16 protein-coding genes are annotated in these 16,022 nt (G+C 71.1%); 2 read left to right on the top strand and 14 right to left on the bottom strand.

All coding sequences use genetic code 11. The features are described from left to right. From ABZS69_RS52855 to ABZS69_RS52845, 3 genes are all read right to left on the bottom strand, one after another. Positions 1-453 (bottom strand): nitroreductase family protein (locus ABZS69_RS52855; protein WP_355388478.1); only part of this gene is annotated, 453 nt, incomplete at its 3' end. Between the two features lie 597 nt (positions 454-1,050). Next, positions 1,051-1,536 (bottom strand): MarR family winged helix-turn-helix transcriptional regulator, encoded by a 486-nt coding sequence (locus ABZS69_RS52850; RefSeq protein WP_355388476.1) that lies wholly within the window; start codon positions 1,534-1,536, stop codon positions 1,051-1,053. 128 nt (positions 1,537-1,664) lie between these two features. Further along, entirely contained in the window at positions 1,665-2,168 is a 504-nt protein-coding gene (locus ABZS69_RS52845; protein WP_355388474.1) for a GNAT family N-acetyltransferase, read from the bottom strand. A 274-nt stretch (positions 2,169-2,442) separates the two neighbouring features. Between ABZS69_RS52845 and ABZS69_RS52840 the strand changes: the two genes are divergently transcribed. Together ABZS69_RS52840 and ABZS69_RS52835 are read left to right on the top strand one after the other, a co-directional pair. Next, positions 2,443-3,201 carry an NAD(P)H-binding protein gene (locus tag ABZS69_RS52840; protein WP_355388471.1) on the top strand — a complete coding sequence of 253 codons (759 nt, stop codon included), beginning with the start codon at positions 2,443-2,445 and terminating at the stop codon, positions 3,199-3,201. Between the two features lie 174 nt (positions 3,202-3,375). Beyond that, the gene (locus ABZS69_RS52835; RefSeq protein WP_355388468.1) at positions 3,376-4,278 is read left to right on the top strand and encodes a TauD/TfdA family dioxygenase; all 903 of its coding nucleotides are present in this window, start codon (positions 3,376-3,378) and stop codon (positions 4,276-4,278) included. Positions 4,279-4,491: 213 nt separating this feature from the next. Here ABZS69_RS52835 and ABZS69_RS52830 read toward each other — a convergent pair whose 3' ends face one another. The 11 genes from ABZS69_RS52830 to ABZS69_RS52780 form a co-directional block, all read right to left on the bottom strand. Beyond that, entirely contained in the window at positions 4,492-5,043 is a 552-nt protein-coding gene (locus ABZS69_RS52830; protein WP_355388465.1) for a flavin reductase family protein, read from the bottom strand. A 116-nt stretch (positions 5,044-5,159) separates the two neighbouring features. Then, positions 5,160-5,684: an NAD(P)H-dependent oxidoreductase gene (locus ABZS69_RS52825; RefSeq protein WP_355388462.1), complete on the bottom strand. Its 525-nt coding sequence runs from the start codon at positions 5,682-5,684 to the stop codon at positions 5,160-5,162. Then, positions 5,681-7,015: an LLM class flavin-dependent oxidoreductase gene (locus tag ABZS69_RS52820; RefSeq protein WP_355388459.1), complete on the bottom strand. Its 1,335-nt coding sequence runs from the start codon at positions 7,013-7,015 to the stop codon at positions 5,681-5,683. Before ABZS69_RS52820 ends, ABZS69_RS52825 begins: the two co-directional genes overlap by 4 nt. Continuing rightward, the gene (locus tag ABZS69_RS52815; RefSeq protein WP_355388456.1) at positions 7,012-7,908 is read right to left on the bottom strand and encodes an ABC transporter permease; all 897 of its coding nucleotides are present in this window, start codon (positions 7,906-7,908) and stop codon (positions 7,012-7,014) included. Before ABZS69_RS52815 ends, ABZS69_RS52820 begins: the two co-directional genes overlap by 4 nt. Further along, positions 7,901-8,707, bottom strand: a complete 807-nt coding sequence (locus ABZS69_RS52810; RefSeq protein WP_355388453.1) for an ABC transporter ATP-binding protein — start codon at positions 8,705-8,707, stop codon at positions 7,901-7,903. Before ABZS69_RS52810 ends, ABZS69_RS52815 begins: the two co-directional genes overlap by 8 nt. Further along, on the bottom strand, positions 8,704-9,714 hold the full coding sequence (locus ABZS69_RS52805; RefSeq protein WP_355388450.1) for an ABC transporter substrate-binding protein: 1,011 nt from the start codon (positions 9,712-9,714) through the stop codon (positions 8,704-8,706). Before ABZS69_RS52805 ends, ABZS69_RS52810 begins: the two co-directional genes overlap by 4 nt. A gap of 173 nt (positions 9,715-9,887) precedes the next feature. Beyond that, positions 9,888-11,009: an LLM class flavin-dependent oxidoreductase gene (locus ABZS69_RS52800; protein WP_355388447.1), complete on the bottom strand. Its 1,122-nt coding sequence runs from the start codon at positions 11,007-11,009 to the stop codon at positions 9,888-9,890. Then, positions 11,006-12,031, bottom strand: a complete 1,026-nt coding sequence (locus ABZS69_RS52795; RefSeq protein ID WP_355388480.1) for an LLM class flavin-dependent oxidoreductase — start codon at positions 12,029-12,031, stop codon at positions 11,006-11,008. The genes ABZS69_RS52800 and ABZS69_RS52795 overlap by 4 nt, the downstream gene beginning before the upstream one ends. Positions 12,032-12,036: 5 nt before the next feature. After that, on the bottom strand, positions 12,037-13,251 hold the full coding sequence (locus ABZS69_RS52790; protein ID WP_355388444.1) for an LLM class flavin-dependent oxidoreductase: 1,215 nt from the start codon (positions 13,249-13,251) through the stop codon (positions 12,037-12,039). Further along, positions 13,248-14,570, bottom strand: a complete 1,323-nt coding sequence (locus ABZS69_RS52785) for an NtaA/DmoA family FMN-dependent monooxygenase (RefSeq protein ID WP_355388441.1) — start codon at positions 14,568-14,570, stop codon at positions 13,248-13,250. Before ABZS69_RS52785 ends, ABZS69_RS52790 begins: the two co-directional genes overlap by 4 nt. 92 nt (positions 14,571-14,662) lie before the next feature. Continuing rightward, the gene (locus ABZS69_RS52780; protein ID WP_355388438.1) at positions 14,663-15,991 is read right to left on the bottom strand and encodes a lanthionine synthetase LanC family protein; all 1,329 of its coding nucleotides are present in this window, start codon (positions 15,989-15,991) and stop codon (positions 14,663-14,665) included. Between the last annotated feature and the right edge of the window lie 31 nt (positions 15,992-16,022).

Below are 16,022 nucleotides of genomic sequence, written 5' to 3'. Positions count from 1 at the left end.
ATACATGCCGACATCGGCCCATTGGGGGCGGCCCAGGTCGCGGTCGATGTAGCAGAACAGCGCGGCGGGCGCGCCGAAGCACTGCCAGTTGTCGGAAGCGGCCCGCTGGCGCGCCTCCCAGTCATCGCGCGTGATGCCGAGTGCGCTGTAGCGCTCCTTGCCGAAGGCGGATCGGCGCTCGTGGTACGGAGACTGCAGCGCGGACGGGTACATCTCGTACTCCCGCTCGTCCCAAGCGCCGCATGCGGCCACCCGCTCGCCGGCGCGCTTCTTGAGCTCGACCAACGGCTCGCCGGTCAGCACGTAGGCGTGCCAGGGCTGCAGGTTCGATCCGGACGGCGCCCAGGCCGCGGCGGACAGCACACGCTCCAGCACCTCCCTCGGGACGGGCCGGTCGGTGAACCCGCGGACCGCCCGTCGGCTCGTCACCGCCTCATATACATCCAAGATCACCGACCTCCATCTGCTCCGCGCATCGAATCGTGTTACTTTCAATGAGTATCATACGCGACAGTATCATTCAATACCATTCGGTGCGCAGACGAACCCCGTGCATCGAGAGGAAAGGTGACTCGTGCAAGGACCGAGCACGAACGTCGCCGTCGTCCACTACCCCCGCCACGGGAACAAATCTTCACCTCGGCCGACGACGTACGCGCCGACGCCTCCAGGGTCGAGGTCCGCTGAGGCGCGTCCGGGTGGCCGCGCCCATACAAGCGATCACCCGCGACACACCTGGGTAGAGCACATCTCGACCGCCAGGCACATTCCCATGGGTCTACGGCGACTTCACGTCGACCGCCGCACGCCACGGCGGACGAGATCGACGGCGGCAACCTCGTCCCATGCGACAACACGGGCCACATGGCCAACAGCCCGGCAAACCATACTGCACCGGCGAGGACGACTCGATCCCCATCGGCAACGAAGCCCTGACCGCCGCCCGAAGGCTGAGCGGCGTGTAGCGATGATGATCGCAGCTCTCAAGGCCGGGCCCCGCCGCGAAAGCCGTAAGACGAAGCGCTCCCACACGGCAGGCGATCGGCGCGCTTACAACTCACGGCCTGCGGGATAGGCGAACCGGGTCAGCAGATCCCTCAGTTGCTCGGGCTCGCCTGGCCCCAATTCGGCAACCAGACGCTCAGCCAGCGGTTCCGCCGCCACATGGGCCGCGTCGAAAACCTCGACGCCCTGAGGCGTGATCTCCACCGCCCGCACGCGCCGGTCCCCCGGAACGGCCTTGCGTACGGCGAGCCCCTTACGCTCCAGGTCGTCCACGACCCGCATGATTCCCGCCTTGTCCGACCCCGTCGCGGCCCCCAGGTCCCGCTGCACCGTGGGCCCGCGGTTGACCAGCACGATCAGCACGGCAAAGTGCCGCAACTCGATGCCGAGCGGCCGAAGTGCCTCTGCCATCACCGTGGCCGCGCGCCAGTGTGCCTGGCGCAGCAGCAAGCCGAGAGCGAAAGGCGAGGCATCCCCGGGACGGTCGGTCGCACGCGAGGCGGTGCTCTCGTGAGGAACATCGGCGGTCATGAGAGCATATTACCCAATATATTTTCGTTTGATACGGTATCATGTGAAATAAAATCTGGCGTTGACGTACCCGCCAGATACTTCCGCCGAACGACCACACCCATCCCCCGGCGCTTCAAAAAGGGGCTTCACCTTCCTGGCATGCTCGCCGCCGGCGGCCGCACCATGAAGACGTCGACCGGGTCCTGGGTCTCCACGGTGAACCCGTGGCGTTCGTACAGTCGTCGCGCCGCGCTTCCCTGCAGGACGTTCAGCCGGACGGTCGCGCTTTCGGCATCCGTCTGCCCCAGCAGATCGCGCAGTACGGCCGAGCCGAGGCCGTGGCCCTGGAGTTCCTGGGCGAGGTAGAAGTGCTCCAGGCACCACCCGTCCTCAGCCGGGCGTAACGTCACGCAGCCCGCGAAGCCGCCGCCCGCCTCGATGATCGACGTGTGGTCCCGGGAGAAGGAGTCCCGGAAGCGCTGGCGGACCCGGTGCTCGTCGTAGCGGCCCAGCCGCAGCAGGTCCACGCGCAGGACCGTCGCGCGCAGCTCCGCGATCGGCTCGACGTCTTCCGGCTCCGCGCGACGCAGCGTCCACGTCGGCACAGGGTGGCCTGGTCCGATCCCGTGCTGCGCCCCGTCTGTACTCATGCGCGGGAGTATCCCAGAGGCCCGTCCGTGGGCCGGCGACCGGGGGTCGGAGGTCGGGGGTCGGGGGTTGGGGGTTGGGGGTCGGGGCGAGCCAGAGCTGGGCGAACCGGGGCTGGGGGTGCCGAGGTGGGGGCGCCGGGCTGGGGATGCCGAGACGGGGGCACCGGGATGGAAGTGCCGGGGTGGGGAGTGCTGCCCGTAAGGGAGGAGAAATGAGTGGCAGGCGACGGGCCGGGGGCGGTTGACTGAGCCGGTCTTCGTCGGAGGGAGTTCCATGATTGTGATTACCGGGGCGTCCGGGGCGCTCGGCCGGCTGATCGTCGACCGGTTGTCCGCTCGGCCCGATGTGGTGGCCGTGGTGCGCGATCCCGCGCGGGCCCCGCAGGGCGTTCGGGTACGGCGGGGCGACTACGACGAGCCGGCCGGCCTGCGCGAGGCGTTCGAGGGGGCCACGCGGCTCCTGCTCATCTCGTCGCCGGAGCTCGACCCGGCACGCAGGATCAAGCAGCACCTGGCCGCGGTCGAGGCGGCGGCCGACGTCGGGGTCGGCGCCATCGCCTACACGAGCCTGCTGGGAGCGGGCACTGTCGCCACCGGTGCCACCGAGGCCCATCACGCCACGGAACGGGCCATCCTCGACAGCGGCCTGCCGTACACGCTGCTGCGCCACCCCTTCTACGGCGACGCCTTCGTGCCGCAGGTCTCCGGCGGCGAGCTCACCAGCAGCACCGGCGGGCGCGGGCTGAACACCGCCTTCCGGTCCGACCTGGCCGACGCGGCCGTTCAGGTGCTGACCGGGGACGGGCATCTGGGGCGGGCGTACGACTTCACCGGCCCCTTGTGGACCTACCCGGAGGCGGCCGAGGCGTTGGGTGTGTCCTACCGGGAGGTGCCCGATGCCGGGCCGGGGCCGATGAGCTGGCTCAATGCGCAGGTACGGGCGGGCGCGCTGGAGTTCCAGAGCGCGGACCTGGCGAACGTACTGGGCAGGCCCGCCGAGTCGATGATCGATCGGCTGGTGGCCCAGCGATAAAACACTAATTACCTACCAATTGGATTGACTTTATGGCGTGGGGCGATCTACGTTTGGGAGCGTGACGATCACGGCTCTGACCATCCGGGGCCACGTGGACTTCTGCCGCGTGGCCAGCGCGCTCTGTCCTTCCTTCCGATCGACGGCAAACCCTCTTACGGAAGGAAAAATCCCATGTCATCCCTGTCCATCGTCCCCGTCGCCGGCCGGATAGGCGCCGAGATCTCCGGTGTGCGGCTCGGCGGCGAGCTGCCCGCCGACGTCGTCGCGGAGATCCGCCTGGCGCTGCTCCGCCACAAGGTGGTCTTCTTCCGCGGACAAGACCAGCTGGACGAGCGGAGCCAGGTGGCCTTCGCCCGGCTGCTCGGCGAACCGACCGCCGCACACCCGACCGTCCCCTCTCTCGACGGGAACGACCACGTCCTCGACCTCGACTACAGCAGCGGCCAGAAGGTGGATCGCTGGCACACGGACGTGACGTTCGTGGACCGGCCGCCGCTGGCGTCGGTGCTGCGGGCCGTCACCGTTCCGGAGGCCGGCGGCGACACGCTGTGGACCAACACCGTGGCCGCGTACGAGCACCTGCCCGCCGAGCTGCGGGATCTGCTCGACCGGCTGCGGGCCGTACACACCAACCAGCACGACTACGCCCGCATCGCCGCCTCCGACGATCCTGAGCGGGCGCGGAGGCAGGCCGACGTGTTCGCCTCCACGGTGTTCGAGACCGAGCATCCCGTGGTGCGGGTGCACCCGGAGACCGGCGAGCGCGCGATCCTGCTCGGGGACTTCGCCAAGCGGCTGGTGGGGCTGTCGGCGCACACGTCCGCCTCGCTCATCCGGCTGGTCCAGGAGCACGTCACCGAGGTGGAGAACACAGTGCGCTGGCGCTGGGCACCCGGCGACGTCGCAATCTGGGACAACCGGGCGACGCAGCACCGGGTGGTGCACGACTTCGGCAACCGTCCGAGGCGGCTGCATCGGGTGACGATCGCGGGGGACGTGCCGGTGGGCGTGGACGGCCGGCCCAGCGTCGTGCTGAAGGGTGACGCGGCCGAGTACTCCCCGATCGCCGCCTGACCTGCCTCTGTCCCTTCCCTTTTGTGTGTGGCCCTGGCCCCGATGACGTGGCCGGGGCCACACGCATGTCCGCACATGCGCATTCGACGTCCGTACGGTGTGGGCCGGTCGGCCACCACCTGTGGAACTGAAGCGGCCGCCCGGCGGTGTGCCGGGCGGCCATGTGGTCGGTGGTCTCGCCAGCCGGGTGGTTGCTCCAGCCGGGTGGTTGCTCTATGGGTGGGCGATGAAGCGGCCGAAGCGGCCCTGGTGGTAGATGAGGGGACGGCCTGCGCTGTGCACCCTGGCCTCGGTCACCAGGCCGACCACCAGGATGTGGTCGCCGACGTCCACCGTCTCGTGCGGGAGGCAGATGAGATGGGCGGAGACGTCCTGGAGCAGGGGCGCGCCCAGGGTGCCCGGACGCCAGCGGGTGGGCTCGGCGAACCGGTCGATGTCCTTGCGCGCGAACCTGGCTGCCAGGTCTGCCTGGTCGCTGGCCAGGACGTTGACCGCGAAGTGGTCCGCGGAGCGCAGCCAGGGCCAGGTGGTGGAGGACTGGTCGACGTAGAAGGACACCAGCGGCGGGTCCAGGCTTACGGAGGAGAAGGATGTCGCCGTGAGCCCGACGGGGATGCCGTCGGTCTGGGCCGTGATGATGACGACCCCGGCGGCGTGTACGGCGAGCGCCTGGCGGAACCCGGCGGCGTCGACCGCACCGCCCGCCGGCTCCTCCTCGCCCGACCGCGCTTCCGGGGCCGGGAGCGCCGCAGGCCCCGCAGGCACCGCAGAGGACGTCAGGTGAGTCTCGTGTCCATTACGGGAGCCGGGCACAGGACGCGCGTCGCGGGCCTGGCGGGCCTCTCTGGCTCGTCTGGCCTCTCGCGCGGCCACCGTCTCCGTCACGAAAGCGCCCCTTCCTTGAGCACAGCGGCCACCTGCGTCACCACACGATCGGCCCACCCCGCCACCACCTCTCCCAGCTCTGGAATCTGCGACTCCAGCACCGCCAGCCCCGGCGTCGGCACGAAGGCCCCCAGTTCCACCAGCAGCGGGCGCAGGTGCACCTCCACCGCCAGCGAATGCTTGGGGTCCCCCATGACCAGGAGCGGCAGCGCCGCCGTGCCCGCCAGCGCGTCCGGTGGCAGGCGGTCGAGGAACGACTTCAGCAGCCCCGTATAGGTGCCCTTGTAGGTGGGGCTCGCCACCACGAGGACGCTCGCCCCGATCACCAGTTCCAGCGCCACGCCCACGTCGGGGTGTTTGTCGGGCGAGAGCAGGTGGGGCGCGAGCCCGGACAGGTCCACCACCTCGTACGCCCCCGAGGCGGCCCCGAGGCGGTCGCCGACGGCCCGGGTGGCGGAGTCGGCCACCGCGAGCGTGCGGGAGCCGGGCCGGGGGTTGCCCACGAGTGTCACGATGCTCATCGCGCCACCGCAACTTCCCGCAGCTCGGCGGTGTACCGGGACGGGGGTCTGGACAGGCCGTAGTTCTCGCGGAGCGTACGCCCCTCGTACTCGTGCCGGAACAGGCCCCTGATCCGCAGCTCCGGCACCACGTGGTCGACGAAGTCGCTCAGGCCGCCGGGCAGGATCGGCGGCATGATGTTGAACCCGTCGGCGGCGCCGGCCTGGAACCATTCCTGGATCTGGTCGGCGATCTGCTCGGGCGTCCCCGCGACCACGCGGTGGCCCCGGCCGCCCGCCAGGCGGTTGAGGAGCTGCCTGACCGTGAGGTTCTCGCGCCTGGCCAGGTCCACGACGAGCTTGCGGCGGCTCTGCGCGCCCTCCGTCTCCACGGGTAGGTCGGGCAGGGGCCGGTCCAGCGCGTCCTCGGTGAGTTCGATGCCGGTCATGTTGGAGAGCTGCGCCAGCCCGTACGCGGGAATGATGAGGTCCTCCAGCTCCTTCTCCAGCCGCAGCGCCTCGCGCTCGGTCGAGCCGATGATCGGCGAGATGCCGGGCAGGACGAGCAGGTCCTCGTGCCGCCGCCCGTAGGCGGCCAGCCGCCGCTTCAGGTCGGCGTAGAACTCCTGCCCCTCCCGCAGGGTCTGCTGGGCGGTGAAGACGGCCTCCGCGTAGCGGGCGGCGAACTCCTTGCCGTCCTCCGAGGACCCGGCCTGGACCAGGAGCGGGTGCCCTTGGGGCGAGCGGGAGGCGTTCAGGGGGCCGCTGACCGAGAAGTGCTCGCCCGCGTGCTCGATCGGGTGGATCTTGCCGGTGTCGGCGTAGTGGCCGACGGCGCGGTCGCTCAGGACCGCGTCGTCCTCCCAGCTGTCCCACAGCTTCCGTACGACCTCCAGGAACTCGCCGGCCCTGGCGTAGCGGTCAGCGTGCGAGGGGCGGACGATGCCGAAGTTGCGGGCCTCGGCCTCGCCGGCGGAGGTGACGATGTTCCAGCCGGCCCGGCCGCCGCTGATGTGGTCGAGCGAGGCGAACTTGCGGGCCACGTGGAAGGGCTCGTTGTACGTCGTCGACACGGTGGCGATGAGGCCGATGTGGTCGGTGACGGCGGCCAGGGCCGACAGCAGGGTCAGGGGTTCGAGGCCGCCGAGCGCGTTGTGCCGGACGTTGCCGTGCAGCGCCAGGCCGTCGGCGAGGAAGACGGAGTCGAGCTTGCCGCGTTCGGCGATCCTGGCGAGCTCCTGGTAGTGGCGGACGTCGGTGAGGCGGGCGGGCTCGGTTCGGGGATGTCTCCAGGCCGCCTCGTGGTGGCCGACGCCCATGAGGAAGGCGTTCAGGTGGAGCTTTCTCGTCACGTGGTCCTCCAGGTGGAGAAGCGGCGCTCGACGCCGACCAGGAGCAGGTTGAACAGAAGGCCGAGTACGGAGATCGTGATGATTCCCGCGTACATGTCGGGGATGCGGAAGCTGGACTGGGTGTCGAGGATGAGATACCCCAGCCCGGCCTTGGCGCCGACCATCTCGGCGAAGAGCAGGACGAGGATCGAGTACGCGCCCGCCAGCCGCACCCCGGTGAAGATGGTGGGCACGGCGGCGGGCAGGATCACCTTCTGGAACAGGCGGACCGGCCCGAGGCCCATCGACCTGGCCGACTTGATGAGCAGCGGCTCCACGGTCTTCACGCCGCTGATGGTGTTGAGCAGGATCGGCCACGCGCACGCGTACAGCACGAACGTGACCTTCGTCGTCTCCCCGATGCCCAGGATCAGCGTGAACACCGGCAGCAGGGCCACCGCCGAGGTGTTGCGGAACAGTTCGAGCAGCGGGGTGAGGAAGTCGGCGACCGGCTTGTACCAGCCGATCAGCAGGCCGAGCGGGATCGCCAGCACGATGGCCAGGCCGAAACCGGACAGGGAGCGGGCCAGCGACGCCTCCAGGTGCTCGGGGAGCCGGCCGCCGGCGACGAGGTCGTACCAGGCGGCCAGGTCCTCCGAGAGCGGCGGGACGAAGACGGGGTCGAGCACGCCGAGCCTGGGCAGCACCTCCCAGGCGGCGAGGAGGAGCAGGATGGCAGTGGAGTTCGTGACCGCCCGCCGCAACCGCCCGGCGAGCCACCGCCGACGGCGCGACGCCCCCACCGAAGCCGAAGCCGAAACAGGGGCCGGGGCCAAGACCGGAGCCGGGGTGGCCGCGTCGGCAGGGAGGTCGTATCGGTGGACGTCGCCGGGGAGCAGTTTCTGTTCAGCCACGGACGGTCGCCACCTTCCGCTCCTGCACCTGCGCCGCCGCGACCTCTTCCCGCAGCAGCCCCCACACGCGATGGCGGTACTCCCCGAACACCGGGTCCGCCCGCAGATCGCCCTCCCGGGAGTCGAAGCGCACGTCGACGACCTCCTTGATCCGGCCAGGCCGGGACGTCATCACGGCGACCCGCTGCCCGAGGTAGACGGCCTCGTCGATGCCGTGCGTGATGAACACGACCGTCTTGCCCGTCTGCTCCCAGACGTGCACGAGCTCCTCCTGCAGGGACTCACGGGTCTGCGCGTCCAGGGCGGCGAACGGCTCGTCCATCAGCAGCACGTCAGGGTCGAACGCGAGGCTGCGCGCGATGGCCACCCGCTGGCGCATGCCGCCGGACAGCTCGTGCGGGTAACGCTCCTCGAACCCGGCCAGCCCCACGAGCGCGAGGTGCTCGCGGGCCCGCCGCGCCCGCTCCTTCCTGGGCACGCCCTTGGCCTCCAGCCCGAACTCCACGTTGGACCGGGCCGTGCGCCAGGGGAACAGCGCGTACTGCTGGAAGACGATGCCCCGGTCGAGCCCGGGCCCGGAGACCCGCGCGCCGTCGATGAGGATCTCCCCGGACGTCGGCGCGGTCAGCCCGGCGATGAGGTCGAGCAGGGTGGACTTGCCGCAGCCGCTGGGGCCGACGAGCGTGAGGAACTCGCCCTCGCGCACGTCGAGGTCGATGCCGGAGAGCGCGGTGAACGGCCGGTCGGCGTCCCTGACCTGGAAGGTCTTGGTCACGTTCCGGATGCTGATCTTGGTCATGCCCCGCTCCCGCCGCCGTAGGGATTGAACTGGTTGGTGTAGAGGTCGGAGACCTTGACCTGGCCGGGCTTGATCTCGCCCTCGCGCTCCAGCCAGTCGATCCAGGTCTTGAACTCCTGGTCGGCGATGACCCCGCCCTTGGCGGCGATGCCGGTGCTCTTCCAGAACCGCACGGTGTCGGTGCTCTCGTTGCGGCCGCGCTTGGCGATGATCTGCTGGAACCTGGCGACGACCTCCTCGCGCGGGTGGGTCTGCGCCCACTCGACGGCCTTCGCGAATCCGGTCACGAACGTCTTGACGGTGTGGGGGTTGCGGGCGATGAAGTCCTCGCGGAGCACGACGGACCCAGCAGTGAACGGCCCGAACAGGTCCACGTCCTTGAACAGGGGGCGCAGGCCGCCACGTTCGAGCGCCTTGTCCCTGAGCACGCCGCCGAGGGTGCCGACGTCGAGCTGCCCCTGGCGCAGGGCCTGCTCGGTGTTGACCGGCGGGATCACCACGAGCTGGACCTGCTTGACCTCCTCGGGCGTCAGCCCCGCGCGCTTGAGGTACTCCTTGATGACGGCCTCATGGTGCGCGCCGAGGGTGTTGACGCCGATCTTCTTGCCGATGAGGTCGCGGGCGGACCTGATCGGACTGTCCTCCTTGACGTAGTAGCCGTTGTAGGTGTCCTGGTCGGAGCCGTAGTAGCCGATCACCGCCTTGATCGGCGCCTTGGCGGCCTTGAGCTTGACGATGGCGCCGTTGAACGCGCCGCCGAAGTCGGTCTGCCCGGTCGCGGCCGACTGGATGTCCTGGGGGCCGGAGGTGGTGTTGCCGACCCACTTCAGCTTGACGTCGCCGAGATAGCCGAGCTCCTCGGCCAGCTCGGGGAAGGTGACGTTGCCGGCGCTGCCCTGGTAGCGCAGCACCTTCACCTCTTGTTGGGGGTTCGCCTGGGCCGTGCCGCAGGCCGCCAGGACGGCGGACACCAAAGCGGCCAGGAGGGCATGTCTGGTCTTGATCACGATTTTCCTCTGGGGGAATGAGAGGGGGTTGTGGCGGAACGTGATCAGCGACACTGCGCGCTGGCGACGTGGCCGAAGTCCACGTGCGGGCGCCGGGTCAGGTAAAGGCCCATGTCTAAGAAGCTACGGTCCCCCGTCCCTAAAGTCAACTTTTCCTACCAGACATACATGAATTACCGCCAGGCGTCCGCGAGCAGCTCATACGAGCGGACGCGGTCGGCGTGGCCGTGCGTGATGGTGGTGATCAGCAGCTCGTCGGCCCCCGTGACCCGCTGGAGCACCCGCAGCCCGTCCGCCACCGCCTTCGGGCCGCCGACGAACTGGGTGTCGAGGCGGTCGGCCACCAGCTTCCTGTCCTCCTCGGTCCACACGTGGGCGTCGGCCTCCTCCTGGGTGGGGTACGGCATCGCGCCCTGCGCGGTGCGGATGCTGCGTACCCACAGGCCGTAGGGCTTGGCCAGCTCCCGCGCCCCGCCCTCGTCCTCCGCCACGACGACGTCCGCGGACACGATCACGTACGGCTCCTGCAGGACGTCGGACGGCTTGAACGCCTCCCGGTACGCCTCCACCGCCTCCAGGACACTGGCCGGGCTGACGTGGTAGTTGGCGGCGAACGGCAGGCCCCGCTCCCCCGCCACCCGCGCGCTCTGGCCGCCGCTGCTGCCCAGGATCCACACCTCCACGTCCGCGCCCTCGCCCGGGATCGCATGGGCGGTCCGGCCGTCGGAGGAGGTGAAGGTGCCGGCCAGGAACGCCTGGACGTCGTCGACCTGGTCGGCGAAGTCCGGCGTCTCGGCGCCGGGCTGCTGCAGGAGCGACGCCTGGACGGCGAGGTGCGGCGCCGCCTTGATCAGCGCGGAGAAGTCGAACGGCGGCGGGATGAGCAGCCCGTCGACCACCCGCGACTGCGCGGGCGGAGCCGGGGGGCGCTCCGAGTGGCGGGCCAGCTCGGCGCGGCGCTGGCCGGAGCGGCCGAGGCCCAGGTCGATGCGGCCCGGGTGGGCCGCGTCGAGCAGGCCGAACTGCTCCACCACCGCCAGTGGCGTCTGGTGCCCGAGCTGCACGGCTCCGGAGCCGACCCGGATCCGGCCGGTCGCCGCGGCCACCAGCCCGATGAGCACGGCGGGCGCCGAGCTGGCCACCCCCGCCGCGAAGTGGTGCTCGGCCAGCCAGTACCGGTGGTAGCCGAAGGACTCGGCCTGCCGCGCCAGGTCGACGGTGTTGCGGATCGCGTCCCTGGCGGTCCCGCCGGAGGGGATCGGCGCCAGGTCGAGGATGGACAGGGGAACGGTCATGAGGAACCTCCGGGGAACGGCCTGCTGGGGATCTCCTTGCGCAGCACCGGAGCGATGTCCGACTGGAACAGCTCCAGCGCCGAGCGGTGCTGCGCGTCCGTCAGCCCGTCGGCGTCCGCGTGGAGGTGCATCACCTCGTGCCCGAACCGGTCGTGGTAGCGGTGCACCTTGTCGATGATCTGCTGGGGGCTCCCGACCAGGATGGAGCTGCGCTCGATGGCGTCCTCCAGCGAGTGGAAGACGGGCGGCGCCCCGTACCGCCTGAAGGTCTCCTGGCGGGCCTCGAAGATCGGCCGGTACGTCTCGACGGCCTCCTGCGAGGTCTTCGCGGCGTAGTAGCCCGCGGTGCCGGCGCCGATCAGGGCCTCGGCCGGGTCGTGGCCGTAGTGCGCCCAGCGCTCCCGGTAGTGGTCGATCAGCTCGGCGTAGGGCTCGATGGGGTTGGTGACGTTCGCGGAGAAGAGCGGGTCGCCGAAGCGCGCGGCCAGGTCGACCGACTCCTTGCTGGTGGCGCTGCCGTGCCAGACGCGCACCGGCCGCTGGAGCGGGCGCGGCCAGGTCTCGGCCTCGGTCAGCGACGGCCTGAACCGCCCTTCCCAGGTGACCTTGTCCTCCCGCCACAGCCTGCGGAACAGCTCGTACGACTCCTGGTTGCGCTCCCACTGGTCCTCGGCGGTGACGTGGAAGAGCTGGGCCTGGGCGGCGCCGTTCCCCTTGCCGATGATCAGTTCGAGCCGCCCGCCGGACAGGTGGTCGAGGGTGGCGTAGTCCTCGTACGCCCGGACCGGGTCCAGCAGGCTGAGCGTGGTGACCGCGGTGAACAGCCGGATGTGGGAGGTCCTGGCGGCGATGTGGCTGAGCACCACGGGCGGCGAGGAGGAGATGAACGGCCGCTCGTGCCGCTCCCCCACCCCGAACCCGTCGAACCCGAGCTCCTCGGCCAGGACCGCGTTGGAGACGACCTCGCGGAAGCGCTCGGTGGTGGACTTACGGCCGTCATGAACAATCAACGTGATGGCCAGAAATTTCACGCAATGTCAGCTTTCTGGGAGGCGTAACGGTTGATCGCTGGCGGCAGCCCGAGGTGCCCGCGCAGGGTGGCGGCCTCGTACCGGCTTCTGAAGGCGCCGCGCCGCTGCAGCTCGGGGACCAACTGGCGGGTGATCGCCGACAGGTCGCGCGGCACGGCGGCGGGCCGCAGCCGGTACCCCTCGATCCCGGACTCGCGCCAGTCCAGCAGCAGGTCGGCCAGCTCGGCGGCGGTGCCGGTGAAGGTGTGGGCGTCGGATTCTGGCGGCGGAGCGAGCTCGTCGAGCCGGGCCCTGTGGCCGGCCGCGTCGTCGCCGACGTGGACGAGCAGGTCGGCCAGGATCTTGAGCGGCTGCCCGTCCCTGGGCAGGCTCCTGACCTGCTCGACGATGTCCCGCGCGTGGTCGCGGCCGTGCGGGGTGACGATGACGACGTCGGCGGAGCGGGCGGGCAGCTCGTACGGCACCGGCGACCCGCCGTGGTCGAGCACGACCACGACCGGCTGCCCCTGCGGCGGCCTGGGCGTGATCGACGGCCCCTTGACGGAGAACCCGGACCCGGCGAAGTCGATGTAGTGGAGCTTGTCGCGGTCGATGAACCGGCCGGTGGCCACGTCGCGGATCTCGGCGTCGTCCTCCCAGCTGTCCCACAGCCGCCTGGCCACCTCCACGGCGTCGGCCGCCTCCGCGAAGAGGTCCGCGATGAGCCGCCGGGCCCGCTCGTCGGGCTCCCACCGGCCCGCCGTGTCCCGTTTGGGGATGAGCGCCGGGATCTCCCTGCGGCCGAAGTGGGCGGCCTCCCAGGCGCGGGCCGACACCTGGACCCGCCAGCCCGCGCGCCCCAGGCTGACGTGGTCCAGGCTCGCGATGCCGGTGGCCACGTGGAACGGCTCCGTGTGCGTCGTCGTGGCCGTGGGCACCAGCCCGATGCGCGTGGTGAGCGGCGCGAGCGCCGCCGCGAGCAGCACCGCGTCGAACCGGCCGCGCACCTGGTCGGTACGGTCGTCGGGCCCGTCGAGGCGCGAGGTCTGCAGGCCCAGGGCGTCCTCGATGGTGACGAAGTCGAGCAGCCCGCGCTCGGCCTCGGCGACGAGCCCGGCCCAGTGGCGGGCGGTGAACAGCTCCCGCGCGTCGACGGCCGGGTCCCGCCAGGCGGCCGGATGCCATCCGGCGCCGTCGAGCGCGACGGCCAGGTGCAGGGGTGCCCGCGTCATGCCGCGTCTCCCAGCCCGAGGTGGTCGCGGAGCGTGGCGCCCGCGTAGTCGGTACGGAAGACGCCGCGCTCCTGCAGCAGCGGCACCACCCTGTCCACGAAGTCGTCCAGCCCGCCCGGCGTGAGGTGCGGGACCAGGATGAACCCGTCGGCGGCGTCCGTGCGCACGAACTCCTCGATCTGCGCGGCCACGGTCGCGGGCGAGCCTACGAACGACTGCCGCCCGGTCATGTGGATCACCAGTTCGCGGATGCTCAGCTCCTTCTCCTCGGCCACGGCCCGCCACCGCCGGGCCACGTCGACCCGGTCGGCCACCTGCACCCGGCCCTGGGAGACGCCCTGCTCGACGGCGGGCTCCACGTCGGGCAGCGGCCCTTCGGGGTCGTACGCGGACAGGTCCCGGCCCCAGATCTGCTCCAGGAAGGCGAGCGCGGTCTGCGGCCCCACCTGCTGACGGCGGATCTCGGCGGCGCGCTCGGCCGCCTCGGCGTCGGTGTCGCCGAGCGCGAACGTCGCCGCGGGCATGATCTTGAGCTGGTGCGGCTGCCGCCCGTATGCGGCCAGGCGGCGTTTGACGTCGGCGTAGAAGGCCCGGCCCTCCTCCAGCGTGCCGTGGCGGCTGAAGATGACGTCGGCGTTGGCCGCGGCGAACTCCCTGCCCTCGTCGGAGTCCCCCGCCTGGATGATCACGGGGTGCCCCTGCGGGCCGCGCGGGACGTTGAAGCGCCCCTCGACGGTGAAGTGGCGGCCCTGGTGGCTGACCGCCGAGACGGACCCGGGCCGCAGGAACTGCCCGCTCTCCCGGTCGGCGAGCACGGCGTCGGGCCGCCAGGAGTCCCACAGCTCGCGCGAGAGCCGGACGAACTCCTCGGCCCTCGTGTATCGCTCGGAACGGTCCAGGTAGCCGCCGCGGCGGAAGTTCTCGCCGGTGAAGGCGTCGGAGGTGGTGACCACGTTCCAGGCGGCCCGGCCCGCGCTGAGGTGGTCGAGCGTGGCCAGCCGCCTGGCCAGCTCGTACGGCTCGTTGAAGGTCGCGTTGACGGTGGCGGCCAGCCCGAGCCGCTCGGTGACGGCCGCGAGCGCGGCCAGCACGGTGAGCGACTCGGGGCGGCCGACCACGTCCAGGTCGTGGATGCGGCCCTTCAGCTCGCGCAGCCGCAGGCCCTCCGCCAGGAAGAAGAAGTCGAACCTGCCGCGCTCCGCGGTGCGGGCCAGCTGCGCGAACGACGTGAAGTCGATCTGGCTGCGGGAGCGGGGGTCGGCCCAGACGGTGGTGTTGTTGACGCCGGGGAAGTGCGCCGCCAGGTGGACCTGCTTCATGCGGCCCGCCCCGTCGGTCGTCCTGTGGAACCGGTCATAACGTGCTCCTTGGTCAATACCCAGTTAAACAGTAGGAAAACTGGGTATCGCTGTCAACGGAGCGCGGAAGCCGGCAGCGGGATCGCGGGGAACGGGTTGTCGGGCAGCAGGATGACGCGGCGCGGGTGGTCGGCCTGACCTGCGGCGTCGAGGTGGAGGAGGGCGGCGCCGATGCCGGCCGCGCCCACCATGTAGCCGGTGTCGGCCGTCACCTCTCCCGGCCGCAGCCGCCGGTACGCCTGATACCAGCGGTAGCCGCGCCCGTCGTGGTCGGTGGCCCGGCCGATCAGGTCGGTGGCGAGCCCGCGGGCGTACTCCAGATGGGACTCCTCCCCCGTCGCCGCCCACAGCCCCACGAAGAACTCGATGAGGCCGGCCGTGCCGCAGCACTGGCAGGCCACGTTCCAGTAGCCCTCGGTACGGCGGCGCGGCACGCCGCTCTTGACGATGCCGCGGGCCAGTCGCTCCACCCACTCCAGGTCGCCGGGGTCGCCCCCCACCCGGTACAGCTCGTAGAACATCCTGGCCACGCCCGCGGAGCCGGAGCAGAAGCCCAGGTAGTGCAGCTCCCTGGCGTGCGGCACGTGGTGCGGCACGACCGCGCAGCCGCCGGTCACGTCGCTGATCTCGCGGACGAAGGCCGCTCCGCTGCGTGCGGCGAAGAGGAAGCGCTCGTCGCCCGTCACCCCGTACAGGCGGGCCAGCAGGAACGCCGTCCCGGCCGTGCCGGCGAGGAAGCCGGGTGTGACGGCGTCCACGGGCAGGTCGGCGCAGTCGCCGAAGCGGTGCCCGGGGACGGGCAGCCGGGCGATCCGCAGGCCCGCCTCGACGGCCGCCTCCTCGTACGCGGGCACGCCGAGGTGGGCGGCGGCGCGCAGCAGCCCGAGGATGATGCCGCCCTCGCCGCGCTGCGCGGGATCCCGCGACCATCCGACGCCCTCCACCGACTCCCGGCCCCGGCGGACGATCAGGTCGGCGATGGCGGCGGCCTCGGCCTCGAACGCGCCCTCACCGAGCGCCCAGCCCGCCTCCATGAGCGCGACCATCGTGCCGGTCAGCCCGTGGTAGAGGGAGAGGTCGTCCTGTTCGCGCCAGGTGGCGGCGAGCCTGCGGGCCCCCTGCCGGGCGTCCTCCAGGTACGCCTCATGACCGGTGGCCGCGGCCAGCTCCAGGAAGAACAGCACGACCCCGGCGGCCCCCGAATAGAGGGACCAGGGCTCGGAGGTGACCGCCGATCCGCCGTGCGGATCGGGATTGGCCAGCCAGCGCCTCCCGCGCTCGTCGTCGGCCGCGGCCGATCTGATCCACCTTCCCGTCAGGATGGCGGCGGTCAGCGGGGAATCGGCACGGGCGCTCGACGCGCGGATCCTGTCCAGACTCACCTGTCCAGTATCCCACACATTTGGTAGGAAA

It is taken from the genome of Nonomuraea sp. NPDC005650, assembly GCF_040605375.1.
GTDB lineage: Bacteria > Actinomycetota > Actinomycetes > Streptosporangiales > Streptosporangiaceae > Nonomuraea.
This window is presented reverse-complemented; position numbering and strand designations above follow the sequence as displayed.

Coding starts and splice junctions, on each gene's coding strand:
- ABZS69_RS52825 (WP_355388462.1), bottom strand. CDS start 5,684: ATGAGCATCGTGACACTCGTGGGCAACCCCCGGCCCGGCTCCCGCACG.
- ABZS69_RS52785 (WP_355388441.1), bottom strand. CDS start 14,570: ATGAAGCAGGTCCACCTGGCGGCGCACTTCCCCGGCGTCAACAACACC.
- ABZS69_RS52845 (WP_355388474.1), bottom strand. CDS start 2,168: ATGAGTACAGACGGGGCGCAGCACGGGATCGGACCAGGCCACCCTGTG.
- ABZS69_RS52835 (WP_355388468.1), top strand. CDS start 3,376: ATGTCATCCCTGTCCATCGTCCCCGTCGCCGGCCGGATAGGCGCCGAG.
- ABZS69_RS52790 (WP_355388444.1), bottom strand. CDS start 13,251: ATGACGCGGGCACCCCTGCACCTGGCCGTCGCGCTCGACGGCGCCGGA.
- ABZS69_RS52840 (WP_355388471.1), top strand. CDS start 2,443: ATGATTGTGATTACCGGGGCGTCCGGGGCGCTCGGCCGGCTGATCGTC.
- ABZS69_RS52850 (WP_355388476.1), bottom strand. CDS start 1,536: ATGACCGCCGATGTTCCTCACGAGAGCACCGCCTCGCGTGCGACCGAC.
- ABZS69_RS52810 (WP_355388453.1), bottom strand. CDS start 8,707: ATGACCAAGATCAGCATCCGGAACGTGACCAAGACCTTCCAGGTCAGG.
- ABZS69_RS52800 (WP_355388447.1), bottom strand. CDS start 11,009: ATGACCGTTCCCCTGTCCATCCTCGACCTGGCGCCGATCCCCTCCGGC.